The following is a 25,532-nucleotide window of genomic DNA, read 5'->3' as shown; positions in this document are numbered from 1 at the left end:
GCGGGGAGCCTGCAGATCTGCGCTAAGCTAAGTTCTGCCCCGCTCGAGCGAGGGCGCTGCGGCTGTAGCTCAATGGTAGAGCGCTAGCTTCCCAAGCTTGATACGCGGGTTCGATTCCCGTCAGCCGCTCTCGTGCCCGCACAACGGCCCTCCACAGTTCCATTAGGTGCCAGGGTGTACCGTCGGTAGCAAGGAGCCTTTCGGCTCCGCTACAGGAGCAATCATGGCTGATAAGTCCCCGCGTCAAACGGCATCAAAAAAGTCCGGCAAGTCCATCAAGGAAAAGCGCGCAGACAAGAGGGCCGCAGCTGCCCCTGCCGGCTCCTTGGACATCACCCCCACCAAAGCGGCGAAGAAGAAGTAACCCAGCGAACATCCCGCTGGGCCAGCACAAGACCCCGTCATCGCGGCTGATGGCGGGGTCTTGTGTTCGCTGCAGGCAGGCGACCGGCCCTACCGGGCCCGTTCGCTAGGCACCCGCGTGCCTGCTGACGATTCTCAAAGGGCGCCGGGCCTTCATGTCCATCCGGACCGCCAGGCCACCCTTCCGCGCCAGGATCGCGGCGACGGTGATGGCCGCCAGCGCGGGCACGCCGCCGGAGACCAACAGGGCAACATGCGGGTTGGCATGTTCAGCGATCGAGCCCAGCATGGGGCCGCCCAGCGCCTGGCCCCCGATCTGCACCATGATGTACAGGCTCATCACGCGGCCGCGGATGCCCAGGTTGGAACTGACCTGCACCAGCTGGTTGCAGCCGGTCAGGAACATGAGGCACCAGAATCCGGACAGCACCATCACCGCCCCGAAGGACACCATGGACGGCGCAAGCGCAGCAAGGCAGAGCATCAGGCCGTACATGCCGGCGCAGAACACCACGGACCGAAGGCGCAGTTGACGACGGCGGGTGGACGCCACGGCGCCGGACAGGGCACCAAGTGCCACCAGGGCATTGAGCACACCGTAGCCACCGGCGCCCACCTGGAAGACGTGGTCCGCGAAGGCGGCGAGGATTACGGGCAGGCTCATGGCGAAGACCGAAACGAATCCGGCCATCAGCCATGGCCAGTAGATAGTGGGCTTGCTCAGGGCATAGCGGAGCCCCTCCCGCAGCATTCCCTTGCTCTTGGGCGTGGGTGCACTGACGAACAGCTGGTCCTTCCGCAGGACCAGGAGCATCACCACCGTCGAGCAGCAGGCCAGGGCGTTGGCCGCAAAAGCCCAGCCGGCGCCCACCGCCGTCAGCAGCAGGCCCGCGATGGCCGGGCCGATCAGGCCGCCCAGCTGGAAGGTGGTGGAGTTGACGCTGATGGCGTTCCGCAGATAGGTGGGGCCTACGAGTTCGTTGACGAACACTTGGCGCGCCGGCTGGTCGAGGACTGTCACCAGGCCCAGGACCAGGGCAATGCCGTAGACGTGCCACACCATGATGACGCCGCTGAGGGCAAGGGTGGCAAGCGTTGCGGCAAGGACAGCGGCCACGCTCTGGCACAAGATGAGGATCTTTCGCTTGGCGAACCGGTCGGCGATCATGCCACCCCAGGGCCCCAGCAGCAGGGAGGGCAGGAACTGCAGAGCCACGGTGATGCCAACGGCTGTCACGGAGCCGGACAGCTGGAGCACCAACCAGTCCTGGGCGATCCGCTGCATCCAGATGGCGATGACCGCGATGAAGTGGCCGGCCGCAAAGATCCGGAAGTTGGGCACCTTCAGCGAGATGAAGGTGTGCTTCCACGGGAGCCGCTCCGCGACGACCGGAATCGGCTGGGTCTGGTTGTTGGGCGGCGCTGAGCCCGCCGCGTCGATGACTGGTTGGGAGATGGAGGCCGACGAAGGCGGAGGGGGTGCCACAGGGATGTCCTCAAATATTGCGGGCGGTCTGGGATGCCCTTAACGCTAGGCTGGCGGAGCAGATTATGGAGGCGTATGGTCCCTATAACTCGTATTGCAATACGCAATAAGACCGCAGCTACAGAGTCACCGGAGTCCACATGTTCGAACCAGCCCAGTTGCGCTCTTTCCTGGCCGTCGCCGATACGCTCAGCTTCACCAAAGCCGCCGAGCGCCTCGGGCTGGCCCAGCCGACCATCAGCCAGCACATCCGCAAGCTGGAGGCGGCGGCCAAGCGCAGCCTGATCACGCGCGATACCCGCGATGTCCGGCTGACGGACAACGGGGACGCCATGGCCGGATTCGCCCGGAACATTCTGTCCGCCCACGACGCCGCAGCCCGCTACTTTTCAGGTTCGGCGATGCGGGGCCGGCTGCGGTTCGGCACCGCGGACGATCTCGCCATAACCGGGCTGCCGCGCATCCTGCGCGAGTTCCGGCAGATTTACCCCCAGATCAACCTGGAGCTGACGGTGGGGCAAAGCGACCAGCTGTACCGCAAGCTCAACGCCGGCCAGCTGGACCTGGTCTTCGTGAAATGGGTGGCAGGGGCAAAGGATGGCACCGTGGTCCAGCACGATTCCTTCTCCTGGGTGGGCCTGGAGCAGACCGTGATGGAGCCGGGCACCCCCGTACCCCTGATCGCCTACCCCGCGCCCAGCCTCAGCCGGAAACTCGCCATCGATGCACTCGAAGCGCACGGCAGGACCTGGCGGATCACCTGCACCACCCGGCAGATCAGCGGCGTGCTGGCAGCGGTCCGGGCCGGGATCGGCGTGGCCGTGATGCCGACCTCGCTGGTGCCTGAAGACCTGAAGATCATCACCCGTCGCTTCGACCTTCCCGCCGTGGGCGATGTGGACTTCACCCTGATCCGCAATCCGCTGGCGAACGCCGAGGTGATCGACGCCCTCACCCAGTCGATCGTCGGCCGGACCATTAACCGGCAAACTTAACTCTCTTCCGGCATGATTTCCAGTATTTGGGGGAGTTAGGGGGTTCGTGTCCATTGATAGGGGAACTGGCATAGCCTATGCTGATTTTTCAAGGTCAAGCAGCAGGCCAGTTCACTAAATCAAGCGCGTCCCCTGCATGGGAAAACGCTTGGGACAGGCAGCCAATGACGACAGCCAGGAACATCCATCTCGGTTCTGCACACGCACGCCCGTACTCTGCACCGCGGCCGTCCACGCGCCAGAACACCCTCGGAACCGGACACGCCTCCGTGGACTCCGGATACGTCGGGAAACCCACCTGCGACAAATGCCGAACCGATGAGTTCGTCTACCTTGAGTCGTACATTCCCCCCACCTACCGGCGGGACGGAACGGTAGCCACCCTTGGCGAAGTGGCCTACACCTGCACCCGTTGCGAGGATTTCTCAGCCCACAGCGTCCCGGTCACCTGGACTCCGCCCGGCTGGTATTTGGGCTAAAGCCTTATGCGAAAGGCCGGGCAGCCACTCTGAGTGGCTGCCCGGCCTTTCGCGTGGGCGGACCTTGGTAGGCCGGTCCTGGGTACCTAGATCAGCGCGTCTGAAAGGTGGTTCGGGGTACCGAAACGGTGTGCCGTGATGCTGACAGCCTGCTCGTGCAGGAACGGCAGAAGTTCAACGCGTCCGGCCTCAGTGACTGCGTGCGCGTAGATGGCAAGGTCGGGCCGTCCGCCGGTCGCCTCCGCGAGCGCTGACGCGTCGCCGCCGATCAGACGGATCCGGGCGCCGGAGAGCCTGCCTTCGGAGGCGAGGCGTTCCGCCGAAGCCAGCCAGCCGGCGTCGGACTCCACCGCCACCTCGATGTCCTGGGCGGTGAGCACGGAGCGCAGCTGGGCGGGAAGTTCGACGGCGCTGGACACCGTGAGCGCCGAGCCCGCCAGAATGCCGGCCGCCACCGTCCGCAGCAGGTGTGCCAGCGGCGCGCCTTCGGAAAGCCGGATGGTGACCGGGAGGCTGCGGTAGCGGAAGATGTTGCGTTCGGCGCTCAGCCCGGAAACATCCTTGGCGGTGCCAAACTCCTCGGCCCAGGCGTGGGCGTCGGATGCCAACGCCCGTTCGACGGACTCAAGCTCGGCAGGCTGCAGCGCGGGGCCGGAAGCATTAAGGAGCCGGCGGATGCCCGCGTGCGTGATCTCGGCCTTGGCGGCACTGGTGGCCGGAGCCCAGTCGCCCAGACCGGCCAGGTAGTTGGGACCGCCCGCCTTGGTGCCCGGTCCGACTGCCGACTTCTTCCACCCGCCGAACGGCTGGCGCTGCACGATGGCTCCGGTGATGCCGCGGTTGACGTAGAGGTTGCCGGCCTGGATGCCGTCCAGCCAGACGCCGAGCTCCTCGGCGTTCAGGGAGTGCAGGCCCGCGGTCAGGCCGTATTCGATCTGGTTCTGGATGGCGATGGCCTCTTCCAGGGTCCCGGCGGTCATTACGCCCAGGACCGGGCCGAAGAATTCGGTGAGGTGGAAGTAGGAACCGCGCTTGACCCCGTAGCGCACGCCCGGGCTCCAGAGCCGGCCGGTATCGTCGAGTTTCCTGGGCTCCACGGCCCAGTTCTCCCCGTCGCCCAGGGTGGTGAGCGCGTTCAGCAGCTTGCCGTTGGCGGGCTCGATGATGGGGCCCATCTGGCTGGTGGGGTCCTGCGGGTAGCCCACCTTGAGGGACGTGACGGCGTCGATCAGCTGGTTGTGGAACCGCTTGGATTTGGCCACCGAGCCCACCAGGATCACCAGCGAAGCGGCAGAGCACTTTTGGCCGGCGTGGCCGAAGGCGGAGTAGGCCACGTCCTTGGCTGCCAGGTCCAGGTCTGCGCTGGGTGTGACGATGATGGCGTTCTTGCCGCTGGTTTCGGCCAGCAGCGGCAGGTCCTTCCGGAAGGAGCGGAACAGCTCGGCGGTTTCGTAGCCGCCGGTGAGGATGACGCGGTCCACGGCAGGATGGCTGATGAGCTGTTTGCCGAGTTCCCGCTCGCCCAACTGCACCATGGTCAGCACGCCCTTGGGCACGCCGGCCTCCCAGAGTGCCTCCACCATGACGGCGCCGCTGCGGGCGGCCTGCTTGGCGGGTTTGATGACGACGGCGGAGCCGGCGGCGAGTGCCGCCAGGGTGGACCCTGCCGGAATGGCGACCGGGAAGTTCCATGGCGGGGTGACAACGGTGAGTTTGGCCGGGACGAACGTGGCGCCGTCGACCGTGTCCAGCTTCCGTGCGGATTCGGCGTAGTAGTGGGCGAAGTCCACTGCTTCGCTGACCTCGGGATCGCCCTGGTCAATGGTTTTGCCGGTCTCGCTGGCCATGACCTCCAGGAGGTCGGCGCGCCGGGCCTCCAGGATCTCGCCCGCGCGGTGCAGGATCTCGGCGCGCTCGCTACCCGAAAGCCCGCCCCAGTCCTTGCCCTTCTCCACAGCGTTGGCAAAGGCCGAGTTCAGCGTTTCCTCGTCGTTGATGAACGCGGCCTTCACGGCGGCGTTGCCCAGGGTGGAGGACGGAACGCGCTCCAGGATGGCGCGGCCCCAGGGGCGGTTGGCCGGCAGCGCGGGATCCGTGTCGGGGGTGTTCCGGAAGCCGGTGTGCGGCATGGGTTCCGGCGGGAGGTTACGGTCCTGGCGGCGGTTGGGCAGCGGGACGGTGTTGTCTAGCGCCTCCAGCGCGGAGAGGAAGCGCTGCTTTTCGCGCTCGAACAGGCCTTCGTTTTCACTGAGCTCGAAGACTGCGGACATGAAGTTGTCCTGGCTGGCGCCCTCTTCCAGACGGCGGATCAGGTAGGCGATGGCGACGTCGAACTCGGCCGGGTGCACTACCGGGGTGTAGAGCAGCAGGGAACCGACGTCCTTCTTGACGGCTTCGGCCTGGCCCTGCGCCATGCCTAGGAGCATTTCGAACTCGATGCCGGACTCCACGCCGCGCTGCTTGGCCAGGAGCCAGGCGAAGGCGATGTCGAACAGGTTGTGGCCCGCCACACCGATCCGGATGTTCTTGATCCGGTCGGGGTGCAGCGCGTAGTTGATGACCCGCTTGTAGCTGGTGTCCGAGTCCTGCTTGGTGCCCCATGTGGCCAGGGGCCAGTCGTGGAGGGAAGCCTCCACGTGTTCCATGGGGAGGTTGGCGCCTTTGACCACGCGGACCTTGATGCCTGCGCCACCGTTGGCGCGCCGCTGGGCTGCCCAGTCCTGCAGCCGGACCATGGCGGACAGGGCGTCGGGAAGGTACGCCTGGAGCACGATCCCGGCCTCGAGGTTCCTGAACTCTGGCTGGTCCAGGATCCTGGTGAAGACCGCGATGGTCATGTCCAGGTCCTTGTACTCCTCCATGTCCAGGTTGATGAACTTGGCCTTGCCGCCGGTGCTGCTTCCCGGGCCCGCGAAGGAGTTGGCGAGCTGGAAGAGCGGGGTGAGCTTTTCGACGACGTGTTCCACGGCTTCGTCGAAGGCCCAGGCGGAGTGCGGGGCAACCGTGGAGGAGACCTTGATGGAGACGTAGTCGACGTCGGGTCGCGCCAGCAGTGCGTGCGTGCCCTCGAGCCGGCGGGCGGCCTCGTGCTCGCCGAGTACTGCCTCGCCCAGCAGGTTGACGTTGAGCTTGATGCCGTCCTTCCTGATCCTGGCGATGGCGGGACCAAGCTTGGCGTCGGTGGCGTCAACGATCAGGTGGCCCACCATTTCGCGCAGCACCTTGCGGGCGATGGGGATGACTACCTGCGGCATCACCGGCGCCATCGTGCCGCCGAGCGCCACGGCGCTGCGCATGTACCAGGGCAGGAAGGCCGGAACCTTGGGGGCCAGGGCTGCCAGGTTGCGGGCGGCGACGTTCAGGTCCTCGGGACGGACAACGCCGTCGACGAAGCCCACCGTGAACTCCAGGCCGTTGGGGTCCTTGAGGACGCCGGCCAGCTGCTGGGCGGAGGCGTCCACCGGAACCTTGGCGGCCTCGGTGAGCCAGTGCCGGACCAGGGCCACCGCTTCAGTGGCGAGGGCTTTTGCCTGGGGGACGTCGACGTCGACGGTCTGCGGTGCGGTGCCGGCCGAGGTTGTCGGTTCCGTTGCAACGTGGGTCATGGTTTTCCCGATCTTTCTTGCTGTGGGAGGAGGTCTTTCCATCAGTATGAGCTTCCACTCACATAAGATAAAGCGATCTTTTCCAACCAATACAGGTTAGGAAAACCGAATGTTTTTCCACCCCCTCGTTCCCTCCCGATTACCCTTCCGGAAAGCCGCGAGCCCTCCCCCAAGGAACGTGGGAGAGGGCTCGGCGGGACGGACCTTTATCTGATGACGCGTTGGGAGAACCGCGGCAGGAAGTGACGGGGCGTCTGGGGGGAGGTCAGGTGAGCGGGCGGTGCAGGTCCGCGAGTTCCTGGTGCCGGGGGCTGTTGGGGTTCATGAGCGAGTGCTTGCGCCCGTAGCCGAAGTAGATGACCAGGCCGATGACCAGCCAGACCACGAACCGCAGCCAGGTTTCCCAGTGCAGCTGGAGCATCAGGAAGGCAGAGGCCAGGACACCGAACGCCGGGATCACGGGCATCAGGGGCAGGCGGAACGTACGGGGAGCATCAGGCCGCTTGTAACGGAAGATGATTACGGACAGGCACACGACGACGAACGCAGCCAGGATGCCGATGTTGGTCAGGTCCGCGACCGCCTTGATGGGGAACACCCCAGCCAGGAAGGCGGACGCGATGCCGCCGATCCAGGTGACGCGCTGCGGGGTGCCGTGCCGGTCGGTCTTGGCAAACCAGCCGGGGAGCAGGCCGTCGCGGCTCATGGAGAACCACACCCGGGTCACGCCCAGCAGGAAGGTGAGCATCACGGTAAGGATGGACAGGACGGCGAACACCGAAATGATGGTGGCGATCACGGGCAGGCCAACTGACGTGAAGGCGGAGGCGAAGCCGGCCTTGGGGTCGATGTCCTTGTAGTTCTGCATGCCGGTCAGGACCAGGGTGGCGGCGACGTAGAGCAGCATGGCGATGATGAGCGAGAGCACGATTGCCTTGGGCATGTGCTTCTTGCCGTCCTTGGCTTCCTCTGCCGCGGTGCTCATGGCGTCGTACCCGAACACTGCGAAGAACACCGTAGCGGAGCCTGCCACCACGGGGCCGAAGCCGCTCGGCATGAACGGGTTGTAGTTGTTGGTGTCGATGTAGAAGACGCCGAGGCCGATGATGAAGAGGATCAGGATGACCTTGATCGCCACGGCAACGAGCTCGAACCGGCCGAAGGCCTTGGTGCCGCGGGACAGGATCCAGGTGACCAGGAGGCAGACCAGGATGGCCGGGATATTGACGATGCCGCCCTTGCCCTCATCCACAGTGGACGTCATCCAGGCGGGCATGTGGATGCCGATGCCGGCCAGGAAGGCGTCAAGGTAGCCGGAGATGCCGATGGCCACCACCGCGACGATGGCGATGTATTCCAGCAGCAGGTCCCAGCCGATGAACCAGCCGATCACCTCGCCGAGGGCAACGTAGCCGTAGGTGTAGGCCGAGCCCGCGCGCGGAATCATTCCGGCGAACTCAGCGTAGGACAGGGCGGCCGCCGCGGAGGCGAGGCCTGCAATCAGGAAGGAAATCAGCACCGCGGGCCCCACTCCCGGGTTTCCTTCACTGCCGGCGGCCACCAGTCCCGCGAGGGAGAAGATGCCGACGCCGATGATTCCGCCAACGCCGATGGCGGTGAGCTGCCACAGCCCGAGGGACTTGAACAGTCCGCTGTGCTTGCTCTCTTCCTCGATGTCATCGATCGGCTTGCGCCGCATGATCGATTGGGTCAAATCTTTACTGCTCATCAGGAACTCCTGCTTGGGGTGCGACCCCGCCGCGGCACGCCAAGGGAACTGGCTGTGACGGGGGTAACTCGATTCCAACAGTATGCGTTCGCCATTCCGTTAGATAAAGTGACTACTTCTAACCTATATTCGTTAGTTTCAGTTAGGAATCCGCCATGCTTGACGTCCGCCGGCTTCGGCTGCTCCGAGAGTTGAGTATCCGCGGGACGCTCGCGGAGGTGGCGGAGGCATTGCAGTACAGCCCGTCCTCTGTCTCGCAGCAGCTGGCCCTCCTGGAGAAGGAAGTGGGCGTGGAGCTGCTCCGGAAAACGGGGCGGCGGGTGCAGCTGACACCCCAGGCAGAGGTCTTGGTGGCCCATACCGCACAGCTGCTGGAAACGTTGGAACAGGCGGAGGCGGACCTGGCCGCCTCGCTGACGACCGTCACCGGCACGGTGAAAATCGCTGTCTTCCAGTCGGCGGCGCTGGCCCTGATGCCGGACACCCTGACCCGCATGGCAACCACCTACCCCGAGGTCCGGATCGAGATGATCCAGCGCGAGCCCGAGACGGCATTGCACGAGACATGGGCGCGCGACTTCGACTTGGTGATCGCGGAGCAGTACCCCGGCCACGCGGCACCGCGCTACCCGGAGCTGGACCGGGTGAAGCTGACCACCGACGCCATCCGGCTGGCCGTGCCCCCGGCGTCCGACGGCGGGCCGGAGGTCCGTTCGCTCGCGGACACGGCTGGGCTTGCCTGGGTCATGGAACCGAGGGGTGCCGCATCGCGGCACTGGGCGGAACAGGCGTGCCGCAGCGCCGGCTTCGAACCCGATGTCCGCTTTGAAACCGCCGACCTCCAGGCCCAGGCCCGCCTGATCGAGTCGGGCAATGCGGTGGCCCTGATGCCGGACCTGGTGTGGACCGGCAGGGGCACCACGGCGCAGCTGCTGGAGCTTCCCGGGAAGCCTCACCGCACCATCTTCACCTCCGTCCGCCGCTCCAGCGCCCAGCGCCCGGCGATCCTTGCCGCCCGGGAAACCCTGGCTGCGGCCGCGGCAGCGGTGGCAAGGAACGACGCCGGGTGACCGGCCGCCGTCGTATGTGTCCTTAGCTGCGCATTCAAAGAGCTTGGGGTTGCGCAGGCGCGTCCCCTGCGCAACGAAATCGCGCCTCGCTGCGCAGCCGCGTCATCTGGGGCCCTATGTTTCGTACGTCACTGCGGGCATGGAACCGCAGGTCTAGACTGGACCCGTTATGAATCGAACAATGTTCAAGTCCAAAATCCACCGGGCCACCGTCACGCACGCCGACCTGCACTACGTGGGCTCGGTCACCGTTGACCTCGACCTGCTGGAGGCCGCCGACATCCTTCCCGGCGAGCTGGTCTCCATCGTGGACGTCACCAACGGCGCGCGGCTTGAAACCTACACCATCGCCGGCGAACGCGGCTCCGGCGTGATCGGCATCAACGGTGCAGCGGCGCACTTGATGCATGAGAACGACATCATCATCTTGATTACGTACGCCCAGATGACCACCGAAGAAGCCAAGTCCTTCGAGCCACGCGTGGTCCACGTGGACGAAAACAACCGGGTGATCCAGCTGGGCAACGATCCCGCCGAGGGCCTTACCCCCGGCGTCGTGCGCCCGCCGTTCGCGCTCAACAACGCCACCGTGTGATCCCGGAGCGTGAACTCCGGTAGACCCTTCTTCCATGCCCCGCGAGGCATCCTTTGCTAGGGGTGCTGGCCGGGTTCTTCGTTGTCTGGTGCATCATCCTGGTGGGCTGGTTCGTGGGCCGGCAAAGGATCCTGGGCGACAACGCCCGGCCCGTCCTCAGTGGCCTGACTTTCTTCGTTGCCAGCCCGGCACTGCTCTTCGAAACCCTCAGCAAGGCCCGCCTGCAGGAAGTCTTTGCCGAACCTCTGCTCGTCACGGCGGTGGCCGCCATCGTCACGGCAGCCATCTTCTTCACGATCACCAGGTTCTGGCTGAAGCGGGCACTGCCTGAATCACTGATGTCGGCCATGTCTGCTTCCCTGGCGAACTCCGCGAACCTGGGTATTCCTATTGCGGTATATGTCCTGGGCGACGCCAGCTACGTGGCGCCGCTGCTGATCTTCCAGCTGGCCTTCTTCACCCCGATGTTCCTGATGATCCTGGACTCGAGCACCAGCACGCACCGCACCACGGTCCTGGGCTTTTTCCTGATGATCCTGCGCAACCCCATGATCGTGGGTTCCGGCCTGGGGCTGCTGGTGGCCGGCACCGGCTTCCAGGTTCCGGAACTGGTCATGGAGCCCATCCACCTGATCGGCGGCGCGGCTATTCCTGCCATGCTGATCGCGTTCGGCATGAGCCTGAACGGCACCCGGCCGTTGCAGGCCTCCGCCGGCCGGCGCCTGGACACCCTGCTGGCCAGCGCCTTCAAGCTCGGCATCCAGCCGGCCCTTGCCTACCTTTTCGCCCGCTTGGCGCTGGGAATGGACGGGCATGCCCTGTTCGCCGTGGTGGTTACCTCGGCCCTGCCCACGGCCCAGAACGTGTTCGTTGCGGCCAGCCGGTACCAGACGGGACTCACGGTCGCGAAAGATACGGTGCTGATCACCACCGTGGTGGCGGTGCCGGCGATGATCGGCGTGGCGCTGTTGTTGGCGTAACCGTAGCTTGGAGGGCTGATGAATTCTGTGTTGGACAGTGTGGTGATCGGCGGAGGGGCCATGGGTTCCGCGGCTGCCTGGGCGTTATCGCGCCGGGGCCGACAGGTGACGCTGGTGGAGCAGTTCGGCCCCGGCCACAAGATCGGTGCGTCCCACGGCGCCACCCGGAACCTGAACCCGGGCTACCACCAGCCGGACTATGTGGCCATGCTGGCCGAGGGGCTGGCGCTGTGGGAGGAACTGGAACAGGAAAGCGGCGAGCAACTGCTGGCGCGCACCGGCGTCGTCACCCATGGACCCGGCTTTGACCCAAAGAAAATTTCCGCAGCCCTCACTGCTGCAGGCATCCGCGCCGAGTTCCTGCACCCGGCCGAGGCCGGCGAACGGTGGCGCGGCATCCGGTTCGACCGGCAGGTCCTGCACATGCCCGACGGCGGCCAGCTCAATCCGGAAGCCGCACTTCCCGCCTTCCAGCGGCTGGCCGCTGCCCGGGGCGCCGACATCCGGCACCACACCAGGGTGATGGACTTCCAGGTGTTCGACGACGGCGTGCGGCTGACGCTGGAATCGGCTGCGGGCACGGAGGTGGTCACCGCAGCCCAGGCCGTGGTGACGGCGGGCGGCTGGACGGAGAAGCTGCTGGGCAAGGTTGCGGGCGGCGGCAACCCAGCCATCCGGATCCCGAAGCTGAGGGTCCGGCCACGGCTTCAAGTTCACGCCCGTGATCGGGCGGATCCTGGCCGACCTTGCCACCGGGACCCGCCCCGCGCCCGAAATTTTCCGGGCGTCCCGCTAGCTGTTGCGGCCCTTTACTCGGGTGGGAACAGCGCGGCTGGGAACAGCGTTGCCAGCGGGCTCCGTGGCTGCCGGGCCTTCGCCTGCCTGTTCTTCGACTGCCGCGGCCCCATCCCCGGCCTGCTCCACGCTGTCAGCCTTCACCGCCGGCATAAACAGCACTGCGGCAACGGTCAGCAGCCCGGCCACCAGCGCGGCAAGGAAGACGGCCCCGGACGCGGAAATAACCATGGCGGGATCGGCCTCGCCACCACTGCTGCCGTCATAGATGGAGTTGGCCACGGCACCAAATACGGCGACGCCCAGGGCGCTGCCGATGGACCGGGCAAACATGTTGGTGCTGGTCACCACGCCGCGTTCATGCCAGGGCACGCTGGACTGGGCCGAGATCAGGGTGGGGGTGGCCAGCAGGCCCAGGCCGAGGCCGACGACGAAGCAGCTGACCGCGATCAGCGCCACGTTGGGTGAGGAGGCGGTGAGCGACAGGATCAGCAGGCCCACCACCGAGACGGCGATGCCGATCAGCGCCGTGGATTTGAAGCCGATCCGCAGGTAAAACTTGCCGGCCTGTGAGGCGCTAAGCGGCCAGCCGAGGGTCAGGGCGGCGAGCGCCAGGCCGGCCACCAGTGGCGAGGAGGACAGGGCGCCTTCCAGGAAGGTGGGCACGTAGGAGGTCAGGCCGATCATCACCGCGCCGACGCCGAAGGAGACCAGCGCGGTGGTGGCCAGCAGCCGGCGGGACACCACCCAGGCCGGCAGGATGGGCTCCGCTGCCCGGCGTTCCACCAGGAGGAATGCGACCAGCAGGACTGCGCCCACCACGAACACGCCGATGCTGATGGGAGAATCCCAGGCCCACGCCTGGCCGCCCTGGAGGGCGCCGAGGATGAGCAGCCCGAGCGAGCCGGCCAACAGCACGGCGCCGGCGTAATCCACCTTGTGGGTGGCGCGTTCCACGTCCTCATGGAGTGTGCGGACCAGCATCCACCCGGCCAGCAGGCAGAGCGGCACGTTGACCAGGAAGATGCCGCGCCAGATGCCCAGTGCGGAGAAGACGCCGCCCAGGCTGGGGCCCACCACAGAGGAAACGGCCCAGACGCTGGCCAGGTAGCCCTGGACCTTCGCGCGCTCCTGCAGGGTGTAGATGTCGCCGGCAATGGTGACGGCCACGGGCAACACCGCACCGGCGCCGAGTCCCTGCAGCGCCCGGAAGGCAATCAGGGAGGGCATGCTCCAAGCCACGCCGCACAGCACGGAACCGAGCAGGAACAGGCCGATGCCCGTGAGGATGATGGGCTTGCGGCCCGCCATGTCGGAAAGCTTGCCGTAGATCGGCACGGACACCGCCTGCGCCAGCAGGTAGGCGGAGAACAGCCAGGGGAAGGACGAGAAGCCGCCCACGTCGCGGACGATCGATGGCACCGCGGTGGCCACGATGGTGGAATCGATGGCCACGAGTCCCGTGGACAGCATCAGGGCAATGAGGATGGGCCCGCGATCGGACCGGAACCCTACGCCGTCTTTAGCGTTCGCCGCGCCGGCCATGTTAGACCGCCACCAGCCCAGCGGCCTGGGCCAGCAACTCCACGGACCGCAGGCGGTCCTGGGTGCCGGGGCTCTGGTGCGCCACGATGAGCTCGTCCGCGTCGGCGTGCTTCCCGAAGCTGTCCAGGTAATCGATCACGACGTCGGGCGTCCCCACTGCGGAGTAGGTCATCATTTGTGCCATGTGCCGGCCCTGCGGCGAATCCAGGATCATGTCCGCCTCGTCGTCGGTGAATTCCCGGCCGCCGCCAAAGAACAGGGAGACGCGGGCGCGCTTGGTGGCTTGGAACATCGCCTGCGCTTCAGAAGCGGAGTCGGCGGCGATGACGTTGACGCCGGCAATGACGTGCGGGGCGTCCAACTGGGCTGACGGCTTGAACTCGCGGCGGTAGATGGCCACCGCTTCCTGCAGGGCGGCCGGGGCAAAGTGCGAGGCGAAGGCGTAGGGCAGGCCCAGCTGCGCGGCCAGGCGGGCGCCGAACAGGGACGAGCCCAGGATGTACAGCGGAACATTGGTTCCCTTGCCGGGGGTAGCCTCGACGCCCTGGATGCGGGTGGGACCGGTCAGGTAGCCCTGCAGTTCAAGGACGTCTTGCGGGAAGCTGTCCGCGGACATCGGGTCGCGGCGCAGCGCGCGCATGGTGTTCTGGTCGCTGCCCGGCGCGCGGCCCAGGCCCAGGTCGATACGGCCCGGGTGCAGGGTTTCCAGGGTGCCGAACTGTTCTGCAATGGTCAGCGGGGAATGGTTGGGCAGCATGACGCCACCGGCACCCAGCCGGATGCTTTCAGTGTGTGCGGCCACGTGCGCGATCAGCACGCTGGTGGCGGAGGAAGCGATGGAGGACATGTTGTGGTGCTCGGCGTACCACACGCGCCGGTAGCCCAGCTTCTCCGCGCTTTGCGCCATGGCCACGCTGCCCGCGAAGCTCTCCGCCGCCGTCTGGCCTTTGCCGATGGTTGCCAGGTCAAGGATGGAAAGGGGAAGAGTCACGTCGGTTGCGGCCTTTCAGGAACGTTTCGTAAGAAGCACCGGCCGGATTGCGGCGGGCACTTGATGCATAACCACGCCGGAGCCCGGCTTATTTCGTCTTCTCCGGAATACTCAGCACCCTTACGATGTTGCCGCCCCTATGAGCCATGATTCAACGAACCAGCTGGAACTGTCCGCAACGATCGATCTCAAGGACCTGGGAACCGTGCACAGGCTCGGTTTTGGTGCCATGCGCATCGTGGGCGACGGTGTCTGGGGTGAGCCCGCAGACCGCAAGGCCGCCATCGCCGTAGTGCGCCGCGCCGTCGAACTCGGCGTGGACTTCATCGACACCGCTGACTCCTATGGCCCCAACATCAGCGAGGAAATCATCGCCGAGGCCCTGCACCCGTACAAGGAGGGGCTGAAGATCGCCACCAAGGTGGGGTTCACGCGCACCGGGCCCAACAAGTGGATTCCCGTTGGCCGGCCCGAATACCTGCGCCAGCAGACCGAGCTGAGCCTGCGCAAGCTGAAGGTGGACACCCTGGACCTGCTGCAGCTGCACCGGATCGATCCCAAGGTGGACGCCGAGGAGCAGTTCGGCGTGCTGCGCGAACTCCAGGACGAAGGCAAGGTCCGCGCCCTGGGCCTATCCCAGGTGAGCGTTGAGGAGCTGGAAGCTGCAAGCAGGCATTTCACGGTCTCCACCGTCCAGAACCGCTACAACCTGACGGACCGCAGCTCCGAGGACGTGCTGCGCTACTCCGAGGAGAACGGAATCGGCTTCATCCCGTGGGCTCCGATTTCCGCCGGCGAACTCGCGCAGCCGGGTGGCCCGCTGGATGAGGCCGCCAAGCGGCTGGGCGCCACCACCTCCCAGGTGGCACTCGCCTGGCTGCTGCGCCGCTCCCCCGTGATGATGCCGATTCCCGGCACCGGCTCCGTGGAGCACCTCGAGGAGAATATGGCCGCCGCCGGCATCACGCTCGACGACGACACGTACGCTGAGCTTGAAGCAGCCGGCAAGTAGCAAGCGGCTTCCAGCCACTCACGTCAGCTAAGACAGGAGAAACACCATGGCAAACATTTTGATGGTCGTATCGGCCGCAGATTCCCTCACCATGAAGGACGGCAGTGAACACCCCACCGGCTACTGGGCGGAGGAACTGGTGGTGTCCCACCAGACCCTGACCGAGGCCGGCAACACGGTCCACATCGCAACCCCTGGCGGCCGGAAACCCACCGTGGACCAGGTAAGCCTGGCTCCTGAGTCGGCCGGCGGCGAGGAACGTGCGCAGGGGTTCAAGGACTACCTGGCCCGGATCGACGGCGAGCTGGCGCACCCGCTGGTCCTGGCCGACGTCGACATTGACTCCTACGACGCCGTGGTGATGCCCGGCGGGCACGGCCCCATGGCGGACCTCTACAAGGATGCCGACCTGGGCCGCATCCTGGTGGCAGCAGACCGAAGCGGCAAGATCATCGCACCGTTCTGCCACGGTCCCGCCGGGCTGCTGAGCGCAACGGACGACGACGGCGGGTTCACTTTCAAGGGACGGCGCCTCACGGTCTTCACCAACGAGGAAGAACTTGGCGGGGGCACGGGCGAAAACACCCCCTGGCTGGTGGAGGACGCGCTCAAGGAGAAGGGCGCCGTCATCGAAAATGGCGCCGCCTGGTCCTCCAATGTGGTCCGGGACGGCAACCTCATCACCGGGCAGAACCCGCAGTCCAGCGAGGACGTGGCCAAGGAAGTGCTGGCCGCGCTGAGCTAGCTGGACCACTTTCCAGGCGACAGCAGAGGGGACCAGTTCGCAAAGAACTGGTCCCCTCCTTGCGGCGTACGCCATTGGACGCCGGTCTTCATGCCTCGTTGATCAAGCGGCGCAGCCCCCGTTCCCGATGGTGGGATCGATCGCCGCGATCTGCTTCTGGATGTCCGCCAGCTGGGTTTGCAGGCTGGATACCAGCAACTTCTGTACCTTGATGGGATCCGCGTAGTTCCCCTTCTTGGCTTGCAGGGTCCGGAGAGTGTCCTGGGCAGCTGTAACCTGGGCGTCCACCGCACTCAGTTGGCTCTGCAGCGTCTTTAGGTTTGCTTCCGCCGCGCTGATCTCGCCATTGAGGCCATTGAGCTGGTCCAGCAGCGGCGTCACTCGGCCCTGGAGGCCGAGGACGCTGGACTCAGCACTGGCGATCTGGGCATTGAGCGCCGAAATCCGGGTCACCAGGTCGTCGCCCAGCTTGTTGAGCGACGCGATGTCCGCTGTCTTCGAGGCGACGGCCGTGTTGGCCGAATCCAATGTGGCTTGCAGTGCCGGGAGCTGATCTTGAAGAGCTGAAATTTCAGCCTTCTTGTCATCCACTGCAGTGTTGGCCTCTGCAAGCGCAGCGTTTGCCTGGACCAAGGTGTCGTTCAAACCGTCGAGAACTGCCCGCTGGGCGGTAATGGCCTGCTGGGCTTGATCTGCGTTCTCGGTGAGGCTGGCCAGCTCTGCCGTCATTCCATCCAGTACCTGCTGCTGGGCCAGCACCGCGCTGGCGGCGTCCTTTGCTGCCTGCTCCAAGCCCGGGAGTTGCCCCTCCAGGGAGGTGAGCTCCGCCTGCTTGGAAGTCACCGCCGTATTCGCCTGGTTGACGGCAGTTTGGAGTGCAGGCACCTGGGCCTTGAGGGTGGCAATGTCGTTCTGCTTTGAGGTAACCGCGGCATTGGCGGCTTCCAACGAAGCCTGCAGCGGCGCAGCGTTCTGCTGCAGAGTGCTGCTTTCCTGCTGCTTGGCCAGCAGTTGGGAGTTCAGGTCGTTCACCCGGGCCTGAAGGGTTGCCAGGTCGCCCTGTAAACCAGAGATGGTGGCGCTCGTATCGGCGATCTGGCCGTTCACCGTGGTGAGCTGGGCCGCGGCAGCGTCGCGTTGGTCCTGGAGATTCCGTTTCTTGATGGAGTTGCCGTTGATGGCATCGATTTGTTTGGTGAGATCGGCAATTTGAGCCTCGAGGTTGGTCTTCTGTGTCTGCAGCGCAGTCAGGTCCTTTTGGGCCTGTATCAGCGCGGCCTGCTTCGAGGCAATCTGACTGTTCACCGTGGCGATCTGGTTCTGGAGGCCAGTGATCTCGGCGTCCACAGCTGCGATCTTGGCGCTATTGTCGCTGACGGCCTTTGCAGCGGCCGCCGCGTTGGTTTGAAGAGTCCGCAGGTCTGTCTGGGCTGCGGTGATCTCGGCGTTCTTGGCATCGAGGGCTGCCTTGGCAGCGGCGGCAGTGGACTGCAGGGTACCGAGCTCGGCCTGTGCGGCAGCGATCTGGTCCTTCTTGCTGCTGACAGCGGCGTCCGCGGCTGCAGCGGTTTCCTGCAGCCCGTTCAATGTCGCTTTGGCGGCGTCAACCTTGGCCTGCTGGGCCTGAAGCTCTGAAGTCGCGGCGGCACCTGCCGTCTCAAGCACCTTCAGCTGGGCCTCTGCATCGGTAACCGCATGCTGGGCAGCGCCGGCGGCATCTGCCGCCTGCTGCGCCTGACCGGTCAGTGCCGTCAGCTGGTCCTGGGCCTGCTGGATCTCGCCATCCTTGGCAGTAAGCTCGGCCGCCGCCTGTTCGGCAGCCCCTTGCAGCCCGGAAAGCTGTGTCTTTGCGGCCGCAATGGCTGCGCTGTTGGCTACAAGATCTGCTGCCAGCTGGTCGGCCTGTGCCTGGAGGTCCGCGGAGGCGGCCTTTGCAGTCGCCAGTTCCTCCTGTAGCGGCGCGAGCTGGCCCTCCACGCTTGCCTGCTGGGCCTGAAGGTCGGTGAGGGCGGCTTTCGCTTCCGCTACCTGGGCACCCAGGCTCGTTTGCTCGGCGGTCAGCTTGTCGAGAGATGCCTGTGCTGATTCTTCCTCGGTGTTCAGCTGCGTCTCTTGGGCTGCAAGGTCAGCCAGCGCCTTCTCCGCGTCCGCCTTCTGTGCCGCCAGTGCATCTGCCTGGGCCTGAAGGGCAGCCTTCTCCGCCTGCCGGGCAGCAATGGCGTCGGCGTTCTTCTTGGCGGCGGCCTTCAGGAGGTTCTCCTGGACGGCGCCGCGGTGCGCCAGCTGGTTGACCACGCCGTTACAGATTCCGGGGGCCGTGCCGGGGGCTGCCGCCGCGGGCTGGACCAGCACCAGGCTGGTGGCAAGCATTCCGGGCAGGACCACGGCCGCAGCCAAACGGCGGGCACGAACAGAGGGGGACGGGGAAGTAGGCATGCGAGCTCCTGATAAGACCATTGTGGCGGCCCACTCTGGCCGCCTCATGGGTCAACCGTAAATTCCGGTGCAGGGGTAGAACACGCGTAATCACCACTTGTCTTTTTCCCCCAAGTACTCGCTTTCTGCTGAATATGTGAAAGGCCCCACATGCCGCACGGGACAGATAGGGCCTTTCAGGCGGGACAGCCAGGAGTATTGCTCGAGCCGGTTACTGCCCGCCGAGGCCGGAAGTGGCGAAGCCTTTCACGATGTGCCGCTGGAAGAGCATGAACATCACCAACAAAGGCAGCGCAGCCAGGATCGCGCTCGCCATTGTCTGCGCATACTGGACCCCGTAGGCATTCTTGATGGTCGCCAGCCCCACGGGGAGGGTCAGCAGGTCCGGATTGTTGGTCACGATGAAGGGCCACAGGAAGTTGTTCCAGGCACCGATGAACACGAAGATGGATACGGCAACCAGGATGGGCCGGGAGAGTGGCATCACGATGGTCAGGAATACCCGCAGACCGCCGGCGCCGTCGATCCTGGCAGCCTCTTCCAGCTCCCTCGGAATGGTGTCGAAGAAGTTTTTGAGGATGAAGACCATCATGGGAGCAACAATTTGCGGCAGGACGATGCCCGCCCACGTGTCCGTCAGCAGCATGGCGTTCATTTGCTGGTACAGCGGCACGATCAGGATTTGCCCCGGAACCATGATTGCGGCCACGGTCAGGGCGAACAGCCACTTCCGTCCGCGGAATTCTGTCCGGGAGAAGCCGTAGGCTGCCAGCGCCGAGATTCCGACCGTAAGGACGGTGACGGCAACGGAGATGACCAGGCTGTTGAACATCCACAGGGGCACGTCCCCCTGCCGCAGCACCTGGAGGTAGGCGTCAAAATTCCATCCGCCTGCGGGCGCTTTGAAGGGTGAACCTGCGGCGTCGGCCTCTGTCTTCAGCGACGTGGTGATGCCCCAGAGGATGGGCAGCAGCCAGATCAATGCCAGGACCGCCAACGCGATGAGCCCGCCAATCTTCAGGACTCCGGTTTTTCCGGCCCGGGAGGCACCAGTTCCCGTTGTAGGACCTGGGACCCGCAGGGTTTCAGTTTTCGTTGGCATGGTCAGGAGGCCTTCCTGTTCATCACGCGCAGTTGGAGCACTGCGATGACGACGATGAGAGCAAAGAAGAGGTACGAGATTGCGGAGGCATAACCCAGCCGGTATCCGCTGAAACCGGTGTCATAGATGTACTCCAGCACGGACCGGGTGCTGCCACGGGGGCCACCGTTCGTCAGCAGGTAGATCTGTTCGAACACCTTGAGTGAGGCAAGGATCTGGAGCATGACGATCATGACGGTGGTTCGATTGACCATGGGGATGGTGATGGATACCAGCCGGCGCCATGGACCGGCGCCATCCAGCTGGGCCGCTTCATAGAGATGGTCGGGGATGTTCTGAAGGGCTGACAGGTACAGCAGGAAGTTGAACCCGACGGTCCACCAGATAGTCACCAGGACCACCGAGAACATCGCCACGCCTTCGGTGTCGAGGAAACCGACCTGTTTGATGCCCCACGCGCTCAAGGTGGCATTGATGAGGCCGAAGCCGGGCTGGAACATCCACTGCCACAGGGCCGCCACTACCGAAACAGGCAGCAGATAGGGTGCGAAGAAACTCAGGCGCCACAGCCACTGGCCCGGCAGGCCTACGTACACAAGATGCGCCATCACAAACGACAACGCCACCAAGGGCGCCGCGGTGAGGAGGGTGAACACTGCCGTGTTGCCCAGGGACTGCCACACCGCCTTGTCCCCGAACGCTTCCAGGTAGTTGCCGAACCCGGCGAATCCACCCCCGGCCCCGGTGAGGCTCTGGTTGGTCAGGCTCATCCACAGTCCGGAGATAATCGGCCACAGAAGGAACAGCGTGAAAGCCGCCAGGAAGGGCGCCACGTACCAGAAGCCGCTGGCCTGTTTCGGTTTTGCTGCCGGCCGGCGGCCTTCCAGGGCGGCGGCCGGCTTAGTTTCAGATAGCTCTCTCAGCATGTTTTCACCAGGTCATGTCGGGTTGGGAGTGGAAAGCATCGTCTGGAGGTAATCCACTATCGAATCCACTGCGTCTTTCGCGGGCACAGTGCCTTGAAGGGCGGCCGAAAGGATTTGGGAGAGCTGGTTCTGGAAATCAGTTCCGGCTCCCGCGAACCAGACGGCGGGGTCAAAGGCGGGCGTCTCAATCGCCGCCGCGTAGTCCACTTGCGGAACCAGCGCGCGGTATTCCTGGGTGGCCCTGATGGGGGCATAGGCCGGGATGTGGCCCGCCTGCGCCCAAGTAAGGCCGTTCTTGAGGATGCCGGCAACAAACTTGTGCGCGGCCTCGAAACCCGCGTCATCCTGCACCTGGCGCGGCAGCACCCACACGTGGGAATCGGTGTAGCTTGCAGGCTGGCCGAAGAGGGTCGGCATGGGCATCGCCCCAAGATTGGGCACCGCCTCAACAAACGCCGGCAATTCCCATTCGCCGGAAAAGATCATGCCCGTGGTTCCGGTGGTGAAGTCGGCGATGGCACCGTGGTATGTCTGGTTGTTCGCTGCCTTATTACCGTCCAGGAGTTCGATAAGAAACGAAAGCACTTCTGTCGCCTTGGGCTTGTCGAGTTCCGCCGGCTCACCCGGGGTCAGCCGGTAGGAGGCACCTGTCTGGTTGTAGAAACCCCAGAACAAGCGCCAGGACTGTGCCGAGTCCAGGACGTGGCCGAAGGACAGCCCCTGCTTTCCGGTGGCTTCGGCCATTCTGGCCGCCGCGTCCATGAATGCCTGGGGCGAGGCCATGTCCTTGAGCTTTCCCGTGGCGTCGCTTATCCCGGCTTTCGCTGCCAGGTCTTTGTTGTAAAGCAGGATGAAGGGGTGGGTATCCATGGGGACCGCGAAGAGTTTCCCATTGTGGATGCAGCGCTCCCAAACGGCCGGGGCGAAATCCTCCTGCACCACACCATGCCGGGCAAGGAGATCCATGTCGTACGGCTGCAGGAGCCGTTCGGGTGCGAAGCCGGCAAGCCGGGACAGGTGCATGATTGCTGTATCCGGCGCCTTGCCGCTGGAAGCCGCCATGGCAAGTTTCGTGTAATAGGGAGAACCCCAAGCCAAGGTAACCGGCCGCACGTTCAGCTGCTGGGCTGCACTGACCTTGCTGATCATGCCGCGCATTTTGACGCCGTCCGCGCCGGAGAACAGATCCCATGACTGGATGGCTGTAGCGGACTGCGGGCTCGCGCAGGCACTCAGTCCTCCAGTTGCAAGCAGCCCTGTGGCAGCAGCTGCCGAGCGGAGGATTGAACGTCTGCTCATGCCTGTCCGGGGGCCAGCCGCTGGTTCCGGGGAGAGGTAACTCTCCCCGTGGGGCCGTGAGGGCCCGGGTTTTCTCGGTTCGTACATCGATGGTTCCTGCCCGACGCAACGCTTGTGAACTTACGTCTTTGATGAAGTTCTAACGTTAGAAACAATGGAGGGGTCGCTAGAGTTTGTCAAGGGTTGGCATGCCGTACCCGCTGAAACACTTACCGAAGGGGCCTAGACGTTGAATTCCGCAGGTAATCCACCCGCCCAGCCTCCCGTCCCGCGAACCAGGAGTGGCGAAGCCAGCGTCAAGGATGTGGCGCTGCTGGCCGGTGTCTCGTGGAAGACCGTGTCCAACGTTGTCAACAACAGGCCAAACGTCAGCGCGCGGACCCGGGAAAAGGTCCTGGCCGCCATTTCCGAACTCGGCTACCGCCCCAACCTTGCCGGCCGCCAATTGCGGCAGGGCACTTCCCACACTCTGGTCCTCGCCATCCCCGAAATTTCTTCGCCGTACTTCGGCAAGCTCGCGGAGGAACTCATCGCGGCGGCCAAACGCCGGGGCTACACAGTCCTGACCGAAGTCTTCGGAGAGGACCTGCAAACCGAGCGCACGGTACTGACGGGCTACCGGGACCGGCTGGTGGACGGCGTGATTTACAGCCCCCTGGGCATGGACCTGGAACTCTTCAGGACACGCACGGACACAACGCCCATGGTGCTGCTGGGCGAAAGGCTTACCGGCGCTGGCGTGCCCCACGTCAGCATCGACAACGACCGATCCGCCCGTGACCTGGTGCAGCATCTCGCCGCCCGGGGGCGCAGGCAGCTGGGCTTCATTGGTGGACGTCCCGACAGCGGCGAAGGCACCGCGTCCCTGCGGCTTGACGGATTCCGCCGGGGCCTGGAAGAACAAGGCCTTCCCTTCGAGCCGCGGCTGGTGCTCGACGTCGGGACCTACAGCCGGCAGGAAGGGGAACTGGCAGCCCTGCGGCTCCTTAATTCCGGTCTCGCCTGCGACGGCATTATCTGCGCCAGCGACGTCCTGGCAGTAGGGGCATTGCGCGCCTTCCGGCGCCGCGGCGTTGCCGTACCCGGGCAGATGGCAGTTGCCGGCTGGGACGATATTCCGGAAGCGGAATTCATGTCTCCATCACTGACCAGCATTGCCCCCGACATGGCTGCACTGGCGGAGGAAGCGTGCCGTCTGCTGCTGGCCGGCATCGGGGGCACGGATACGGGCCCGCAGGAGATTGTCATCAGCCACCAGCTCAAGGACCGCGAATCCACGTATTAGCCCGGGGCTACGCAACCGGGACCAAGCACCCCTGGGCTTCAACAAATTTCTAACGTTGAAAATTTGCTGATCCTGTTGTTCACTGGAGAGGAATCCACCGCCCCTCCCAAGAAGGACAGCTCTTGACGAACTCCGATGTGACTTCCGCCCAGCCCAAGCCGGAGCACCCCCGCCCACAGCTTTTCCGCCAGAACTGGATCAACCTCAACGGAACCTGGGGCTTCGAAATCGATGCATCCGACTCGGGACTGGAGCGGGGCCTGGTCACCCGCGAACTCCAGGGCGAAATTCTGGTGCCCTTCGCCCCGGAGTCCGCCTTGTCCGGCGTGGAGCACGTCGATTTCATGGAAGCTGTCTGGTACCGGCAAACCGTAACCGTTCCGCAGGAGTGGGCAGGGCAGCGCATCCTGCTGCATTTTGGTGCGGTGGACCATGACGCCACAGTGTGGGTGAACGGCGTCGAAGTAGCGCGGCACCGCGGCGGCTTTACCCCCTTCAGCGCCGACCTCACCGGCGTTGCCGAAGCAGGCGCGGAAGCTCTGATCGTTGTCCGGGCCAGGGATTCGCGGCACGAAATGCAGGCGCGGGGCAAGCAGGCCACCTGGTACAACAACACCCACTGCCAGTACACCCGCACCACCGGTATCTGGCAGACCGTATGGATGGAGGCCGTTCCGGAGGTCCATATCAAGCGGCTCCGCATGACGCCCAACCTGGCAGAGTCCGCCATCACGCTGGAAGTGCCCGTCAGCCAGAACCGTGCCGGGCACAGCGTCAGTGCAGTACTCAGCGATAAAGCCGGCGTTACCGTGGAGTCGGCCGCCAGGGCAGACCTGGATCTCACCCCGTCCCTGCGGCTGGAAATTCCGGCTGAATCCCTTCGCCCCTGGTCCATCGAGGATCCGTTCCTGTACGACCTCGAGGTGACCGTGCGCGATGCCGCCGGCACAGTCGTCGACCGGGTCGCCAGCTATGCCGCGGTCCGCTCCGTAGCACTGGACGGCAAGGTGGTCCGGATCAACGGCAAGGCTGTGTTCCAGCGGCTCATCCTGGACCAGGGGTACTGGCCGGAGTCGCTCATGACCTCACCCAGCGACGCTGCCCTGGTGGAAGACATCGAGCTGGCGATGCGCGCAGGCTTTAATGGTGCCCGCCTGCACGAGAAGGTCTTTGAGGAGCGATTCCTCTACCACGCCGACAGGCTGGGCTACCTGGTGTGGGGCGAGTTCGGCGACTGGGGGGTCTCCGGAGGCGGGACCCTGGGGCACAACCAAAAGCCCACCGCGAGTTTCGTAGCGCAGTGGCTCGAGGTGCTGAAGCGGGACTTCAACCACCCCAGCATCATCGGCTGGTGCCCGCTGAATGAGACGCACCAGGTCATGCATGACAGGCCCACAGTGCTGGACGATGTTACGGAAGCCATGTTCTGGGCCACCAAACTGGCAGACCCCACCCGGCCCGTCATTGACGCTTCGGGCTATTCCCACCGCATCCGCGAAACGGACATCTACGACTCCCACTCCTATGAACAGGACCCGGACCGCTTCCGGATCGAGCAGCAGGGCCTCTCCGAGGGCAAGCCCTTCATCAACCGCAGCCACGACGGCCAGGAGTACTCCGTCCCCTACGCGGGACAACCGTACTTTGTCTCCGAGTTCGGCGGGATCTGGTGGAACGAAGAGGAGGCACGGCGCGCTGCCCAGGAGGCCGGGCTCGGAACAGACGTTGCCACTTCCTGGGGCTACGGACAACGTGTAGGCAGTGAGGAAGAGTTCTACGAACGCTTCGACGGGCTCTGCAAAGCCCTGCTGGAGAACCCCGACATGTTCGGCTACTGCTACACGCAGTTGACCGATGTGTTCCAGGAGAAGAACGGCGTCTTCAACTTCGACCGCAGCACGAAGTTCGATGTTGACCGGCTCCGCGCCAGCCAGGCCCGGACGGCAGCCATCGAGGCCATGGAGGAAAGGGACGCACCCGGAATGTGACCGCCGCGGTCCTCCGGTTAACTGCGGTTACTCCCTGTATCCCAGGGTTTCGAGGGCCTTTGATTCCCCCTCCGGGGCTGCCGGATAGTTGCTGCAACGCGCACAT

Annotated in this window: 19 protein-coding genes, 1 tRNA gene and 1 pseudogene; 12 read left to right on the top strand and 9 right to left on the bottom strand. The window is 64.9% G+C overall.

The genetic code is table 11. The features are described from left to right. Positions 1-58: 58 nt before the first annotated feature. A tRNA-Gly gene (locus ACETK3_RS08140) sits at positions 59-129 on the top strand. A gap of 94 nt (positions 130-223) precedes the next feature. Further along, positions 224-364: a hypothetical protein gene (locus ACETK3_RS08135; protein WP_236799972.1), complete on the top strand. Its 141-nt coding sequence runs from the start codon at positions 224-226 to the stop codon at positions 362-364. Positions 365-469: 105 nt separating this feature from the next. Here the strand turns inward: ACETK3_RS08135 and ACETK3_RS08130 are convergent, their stop codons facing one another. Further along, positions 470-1,849 carry an MFS transporter gene (locus ACETK3_RS08130; RefSeq protein ID WP_237429117.1) on the bottom strand — a complete coding sequence of 460 codons (1,380 nt, stop codon included), beginning with the start codon at positions 1,847-1,849 and terminating at the stop codon, positions 470-472. Between the two features lie 140 nt (positions 1,850-1,989). Here ACETK3_RS08130 and ACETK3_RS08125 point away from each other — a divergent pair, with 140 nt between their 5' ends. Together ACETK3_RS08125 and ACETK3_RS08120 are read left to right on the top strand one after the other, a co-directional pair. Then, positions 1,990-2,844 carry a LysR substrate-binding domain-containing protein gene (locus ACETK3_RS08125; RefSeq protein WP_236799974.1) on the top strand — a complete coding sequence of 285 codons (855 nt, stop codon included), beginning with the start codon at positions 1,990-1,992 and terminating at the stop codon, positions 2,842-2,844. A 164-nt stretch (positions 2,845-3,008) separates the two neighbouring features. Then, the gene (locus tag ACETK3_RS08120) at positions 3,009-3,323 is read left to right on the top strand and encodes a hypothetical protein (protein ID WP_142132330.1); all 315 of its coding nucleotides are present in this window, start codon (positions 3,009-3,011) and stop codon (positions 3,321-3,323) included. 86 nt (positions 3,324-3,409) lie between these two features. Here the strand turns inward: ACETK3_RS08120 and ACETK3_RS08115 are convergent, their stop codons facing one another. Continuing rightward, positions 3,410-6,928: a bifunctional proline dehydrogenase/L-glutamate gamma-semialdehyde dehydrogenase gene (locus ACETK3_RS08115; protein ID WP_237429118.1), complete on the bottom strand. Its 3,519-nt coding sequence runs from the start codon at positions 6,926-6,928 to the stop codon at positions 3,410-3,412. Positions 6,929-7,193: 265 nt separating this feature from the next. Next, on the bottom strand, positions 7,194-8,657 hold the full coding sequence (locus tag ACETK3_RS08110) for an amino acid permease (RefSeq protein WP_237429119.1): 1,464 nt from the start codon (positions 8,655-8,657) through the stop codon (positions 7,194-7,196). A gap of 155 nt (positions 8,658-8,812) precedes the next feature. Here ACETK3_RS08110 and ACETK3_RS08105 point away from each other — a divergent pair, with 155 nt between their 5' ends. The 4 genes and pseudogenes from ACETK3_RS08105 to ACETK3_RS08090 all read left to right on the top strand — a co-directional run. Then, positions 8,813-9,727: a LysR family transcriptional regulator gene (locus ACETK3_RS08105; protein WP_237429120.1), complete on the top strand. Its 915-nt coding sequence runs from the start codon at positions 8,813-8,815 to the stop codon at positions 9,725-9,727. Between the two features lie 169 nt (positions 9,728-9,896). Then, complete coding sequence (gene panD, locus ACETK3_RS08100; protein WP_200830651.1) at positions 9,897-10,322, top strand: aspartate 1-decarboxylase; 426 nt, start codon at positions 9,897-9,899, stop codon at positions 10,320-10,322. Positions 10,323-10,375: 53 nt separating this feature from the next. After that, a complete protein-coding gene (locus ACETK3_RS08095) occupies positions 10,376-11,302 on the top strand; it encodes an AEC family transporter (protein WP_237429121.1) in 927 nt (308 codons plus the stop codon). Positions 11,303-11,320: 18 nt separating this feature from the next. Further along, a pseudogene (locus ACETK3_RS08090) lies at positions 11,321-11,920 on the top strand (FAD-dependent oxidoreductase); the annotation flags it as partial. Positions 11,921-12,094: 174 nt separating this feature from the next. Here the strand turns inward: ACETK3_RS08090 and ACETK3_RS08085 are convergent. Both ACETK3_RS08085 and ACETK3_RS08080 read right to left on the bottom strand, forming a co-directional pair. Beyond that, complete coding sequence (locus tag ACETK3_RS08085; RefSeq protein ID WP_306969537.1) at positions 12,095-13,642, bottom strand: MFS transporter; 1,548 nt, start codon at positions 13,640-13,642, stop codon at positions 12,095-12,097. 1 nt (position 13,643) lies between these two features. Next, positions 13,644-14,633 (bottom strand): LLM class flavin-dependent oxidoreductase, encoded by a 990-nt coding sequence (locus tag ACETK3_RS08080; protein WP_236799989.1) that lies wholly within the window; start codon positions 14,631-14,633, stop codon positions 13,644-13,646. Positions 14,634-14,772: 139 nt separating this feature from the next. Here ACETK3_RS08080 and ACETK3_RS08075 point away from each other — a divergent pair, with 139 nt between their 5' ends. Further along, positions 14,773-15,645 (top strand): aldo/keto reductase, encoded by an 873-nt coding sequence (locus tag ACETK3_RS08075; RefSeq protein ID WP_236820685.1) that lies wholly within the window; start codon positions 14,773-14,775, stop codon positions 15,643-15,645. Positions 15,646-15,691: 46 nt separating this feature from the next. Next, the gene (locus ACETK3_RS08070) at positions 15,692-16,390 is read left to right on the top strand and encodes a type 1 glutamine amidotransferase domain-containing protein (protein ID WP_306969540.1); all 699 of its coding nucleotides are present in this window, start codon (positions 15,692-15,694) and stop codon (positions 16,388-16,390) included. A gap of 102 nt (positions 16,391-16,492) precedes the next feature. Here the strand turns inward: ACETK3_RS08070 and ACETK3_RS08065 are convergent, their stop codons facing one another. The 4 genes from ACETK3_RS08065 to ACETK3_RS08050 all read right to left on the bottom strand — a co-directional run bounded on the left by ACETK3_RS08065 (position 16,493) and on the right by ACETK3_RS08050 (position 22,153). After that, positions 16,493-18,826 (bottom strand): chromosome segregation ATPase, encoded by a 2,334-nt coding sequence (locus ACETK3_RS08065; protein ID WP_306969541.1) that lies wholly within the window; start codon positions 18,824-18,826, stop codon positions 16,493-16,495. A 211-nt stretch (positions 18,827-19,037) separates the two neighbouring features. Then, positions 19,038-19,928, bottom strand: a complete 891-nt coding sequence (locus ACETK3_RS08060) for a carbohydrate ABC transporter permease (RefSeq protein ID WP_306969543.1) — start codon at positions 19,926-19,928, stop codon at positions 19,038-19,040. A gap of 2 nt (positions 19,929-19,930) precedes the next feature. Next, positions 19,931-20,854, bottom strand: a complete 924-nt coding sequence (locus ACETK3_RS08055; protein ID WP_306969546.1) for a carbohydrate ABC transporter permease — start codon at positions 20,852-20,854, stop codon at positions 19,931-19,933. A gap of 12 nt (positions 20,855-20,866) precedes the next feature. Beyond that, on the bottom strand, positions 20,867-22,153 hold the full coding sequence (locus ACETK3_RS08050; protein WP_306969548.1) for an extracellular solute-binding protein: 1,287 nt from the start codon (positions 22,151-22,153) through the stop codon (positions 20,867-20,869). Positions 22,154-22,382: 229 nt separating this feature from the next. Between ACETK3_RS08050 and ACETK3_RS08045 the strand changes: the two genes are divergently transcribed. Both ACETK3_RS08045 and ACETK3_RS08040 read left to right on the top strand, forming a co-directional pair. Continuing rightward, complete coding sequence (locus tag ACETK3_RS08045; RefSeq protein WP_236820691.1) at positions 22,383-23,438, top strand: LacI family DNA-binding transcriptional regulator; 1,056 nt, start codon at positions 22,383-22,385, stop codon at positions 23,436-23,438. A gap of 137 nt (positions 23,439-23,575) precedes the next feature. Continuing rightward, complete coding sequence (locus ACETK3_RS08040; RefSeq protein ID WP_306969576.1) at positions 23,576-25,426, top strand: glycoside hydrolase family 2 protein; 1,851 nt, start codon at positions 23,576-23,578, stop codon at positions 25,424-25,426. Positions 25,427-25,532: the final 106 nt, after the last annotated feature.

The sequence above is a fragment of the Arthrobacter sp. E44 genome (genome assembly GCF_041877125.1).
In the GTDB taxonomy this organism is placed as follows: domain Bacteria; phylum Actinomycetota; class Actinomycetes; order Actinomycetales; family Micrococcaceae; genus Arthrobacter.
This window is presented reverse-complemented; position numbering and strand designations above follow the sequence as displayed.

Bases quoted from the DNA above. Each gene is read 5' to 3' on its own strand.
- ACETK3_RS08135 (WP_236799972.1), top strand. From the start codon at position 224: ATGGCTGATAAGTCCCCGCGTCAAACGGCATCAAAAAAGTCCGGCAAG.
- ACETK3_RS08125 (WP_236799974.1), top strand. From the start codon at position 1,990: ATGTTCGAACCAGCCCAGTTGCGCTCTTTCCTGGCCGTCGCCGATACG.
- ACETK3_RS08120 (WP_142132330.1), top strand. From the start codon at position 3,009: ATGACGACAGCCAGGAACATCCATCTCGGTTCTGCACACGCACGCCCG.
- ACETK3_RS08115 (WP_237429118.1), bottom strand. From the start codon at position 6,928: ATGACCCACGTTGCAACGGAACCGACAACCTCGGCCGGCACCGCACCG.
- ACETK3_RS08110 (WP_237429119.1), bottom strand. From the start codon at position 8,657: ATGAGCAGTAAAGATTTGACCCAATCGATCATGCGGCGCAAGCCGATC.
- ACETK3_RS08105 (WP_237429120.1), top strand. From the start codon at position 8,813: ATGCTTGACGTCCGCCGGCTTCGGCTGCTCCGAGAGTTGAGTATCCGC.
- panD (WP_200830651.1), top strand. From the start codon at position 9,897: ATGAATCGAACAATGTTCAAGTCCAAAATCCACCGGGCCACCGTCACG.
- ACETK3_RS08085 (WP_306969537.1), bottom strand. From the start codon at position 13,642: ATGGCCGGCGCGGCGAACGCTAAAGACGGCGTAGGGTTCCGGTCCGAT.
- ACETK3_RS08075 (WP_236820685.1), top strand. From the start codon at position 14,773: ATGAGCCATGATTCAACGAACCAGCTGGAACTGTCCGCAACGATCGAT.
- ACETK3_RS08070 (WP_306969540.1), top strand. From the start codon at position 15,692: ATGGCAAACATTTTGATGGTCGTATCGGCCGCAGATTCCCTCACCATG.
- ACETK3_RS08065 (WP_306969541.1), bottom strand. From the start codon at position 18,826: ATGCCTACTTCCCCGTCCCCCTCTGTTCGTGCCCGCCGTTTGGCTGCG.
- ACETK3_RS08060 (WP_306969543.1), bottom strand. From the start codon at position 19,928: ATGCCAACGAAAACTGAAACCCTGCGGGTCCCAGGTCCTACAACGGGA.
- ACETK3_RS08055 (WP_306969546.1), bottom strand. From the start codon at position 20,854: ATGCTGAGAGAGCTATCTGAAACTAAGCCGGCCGCCGCCCTGGAAGGC.
- ACETK3_RS08050 (WP_306969548.1), bottom strand. From the start codon at position 22,153: ATGAGCAGACGTTCAATCCTCCGCTCGGCAGCTGCTGCCACAGGGCTG.